Origin of the sequence: Fibrobacter sp. UWH1 (assembly GCF_002210365.1) — a bacterium.
Taxonomy (GTDB): domain Bacteria; phylum Fibrobacterota; class Fibrobacteria; order Fibrobacterales; family Fibrobacteraceae; genus Fibrobacter.
In genome coordinates this window covers 1-2,337 of record NZ_MWQG01000087.1, presented here as the reverse complement: position 1 = coordinate 2,337, position 2,337 = coordinate 1, and the positions used below count along the sequence as shown (strand labels likewise).

Sequence of the window (2,337 nt, the reverse complement as noted above, 5' to 3'; positions counted from 1 at the left end):
CCCTGCAACAGGAAACTTCGTCAACAACTGAATCGGGGACAGGTGGCTCAACAACCGATTCAGGAACGGGCGATTCAACAACAGATTCAGGGACGGGTGATTCAACAACCGATTCTGGGACGAGCGATTCAACAACCGATTCGGGAACGGGCGACTCAACAACTGATTCAGGGACGGAGGATGATACCACTTCCGACATTACGGTTGATCTGTTCTATATCGAAGAACCTCTTCAAATTCAGGCAGGAACAAAACTTCACATTGTATGCACAGGGATTGTTCCAAATCCGTGGTGGCGTCCCTATGTCGTTATATTCCCTGCAGGTTCCTCCCTGCCACAACTCCGCTATCTTACGGAAGACGGCACCCCAGGCGAAATCATTCAACCCGAAAACAACGAATATCGTATTCTGATACCGGAAGTCTCCAACGGTGAAGTATCTCCTGTAATTCACGTTGTTGGCGATGGGGACGGTTTGATTAATGTTACTATGGGCTAATTTTTGTTAATTTTGGAGTATTGAACGTATGAAGAAGTTGGTAATTGAAAATATTGGTCCAATAAAGAAAGCTGAATTAGACTTAAAGAGGATTAATGTCGTTATTGGTCCTCAAAGCGCAGGAAAAAGCTGCATCCTGAAAATAGCCTGTTTTTGTGCCTGGGCAGAAAAGAGAGTCCTTCTAGAACAAGGGAAGAACGGCTTTGCCAATTTTGACTATGTCTTAGAAAATCTCGTTGTCTTTCATAAGTTGGATGGCTATATCCATTCGGGTAGCCTTGTGGAATACCAGTCGGATTTTGTTCACTTTACGTGTGACTTTGATTCAAAAAAATTTGACTTGACTATTTCCGAAAACTGTTGGGAGTATAAACGGGGTAAAATTTCCTATATTCCTTCTGAAAGAAATCTTGTTGCTGCAATTCCAAACTGGTTTGAAGTCAAGTTTGGAAATACCAACATTCGTAATTTTATTTCTGATTGGAACGGTGTCAGGGGCATGTATAATTCAGGCAACATGCTTGACGTTCTGAATTTGAACGTAAAATATTTTTTCGACAACGAATCCTCCAGGGATTATGTATTGCTGAAAGACGGAGTGAAACTTAATCTTACGAACGCATCCAGTGGTTTGCAGTCTGTAATCCCGATGTGGGCATATTTGAATTTCTTGTTCAACGAACAGTATTCAGCTAAGTTGCCGTCAAACATTGTAAGTGATAGCGAAAATGATACCGTCCTTTTCCATATCTACGAAAAACGCTATAAGAAAACTTTAATGCAGATAACTGCAGATGAAGAACGTTTTTTTGGAAAAATAGGACGTCTGACTTTGCCTTTTATTTCGAAAGAAGATCATTTTGAATGCAAAAGACTGTATGAAAATTTTACAAGTACAGCGTATTCGGACGTCTATCTGGAAGAACCTGAACAGAACCTGTTCCCACAAACACAAGTTGAGCTTGTGCAAAGTCTTCTGAAAAATACATCTCGCCATCTTGATGGACTTTTTGTAGCGACCCATAGTCCATACCTTCTTTATGCAATAAACAATTGCATGCTCGGGTATATGGTCAAGGACAAAATGCAAGAAGAAATTCCGACAGATTCTCTTGTCAACCCGTGTGATGTTGCTGCATGGGAACTGCGTGATGGAACCGTCGTTTCGCTCCAGGATGAAGACGGCCTTATTCGCGGCAATTACTTTGACCGTGTCATGAAACGCGTAATGAATGAATTTTCCAACTACGCTTCCTATTATGGTTGATCTTGTCGAAGAATTTGTTCACGCCAAGGAATATACAGGCGATGTCTGGGTTGCCGATTATACGCAACAGACAAGTTCCATGCCGGCAGAAAATCGTAAGGGTGTTTGTATTTCCGATACTGAATTTACCGATATTTCGGCCTTTCACTTGCAAAATCCAAAACATGTGGCTATGCTTGGGGTGAATTTCGAGGAACACCCGCACTACTTTCCCGGAGGCATACAGAATTGTGAATGCCTCTTTAGAGCAAAGGAAGTTGTCGATGGAGGCTTCCTGCTCCTTTGTGAACTAAAATACTGCAAAGCTCACAATATCCAGGTGAATGCTGAAAAAGCCTACGACCAACTGAATTCTACTTGGAATCATTTGGCGAGTAAGGGAATATTCGACAGTAACCATTGCAAAAGTTTCTTGAACATTTCTGTACCTGACCACAGTGACAAAAGTCCGTTTTCGTCTTTCTTGTACCCACAAAACGAACGTCTGGATTGGCTCAAAAAGTATAGGATTGTTTTGGCTCTTCATCAACATGTGTGGGTGGCTTCGCCACCCTTTTTTGTTGACATTCG

3 protein-coding genes are annotated in these 2,337 nt (G+C 41.9%); all 3 read left to right on the top strand.

Translation table 11 applies throughout. From position 1 onward, the window contains the following. Positions 1-500, top strand: a 500-nt coding sequence (locus B7992_RS16150; RefSeq protein WP_176421991.1) for a hypothetical protein, incomplete at its 5' end; no start/stop codon positions are given. Between the two features lie 28 nt (positions 501-528). Continuing rightward, entirely contained in the window at positions 529-1,767 is a 1,239-nt protein-coding gene (locus B7992_RS16145; RefSeq protein WP_088666813.1) for an AAA family ATPase, read from the top strand. Continuing rightward, a partial coding sequence (locus B7992_RS16140; protein WP_141100517.1) for a hypothetical protein occupies positions 1,760-2,337 on the top strand: 578 nt, incomplete at its 3' end. The genes B7992_RS16145 and B7992_RS16140, both read left to right, overlap by 8 nt.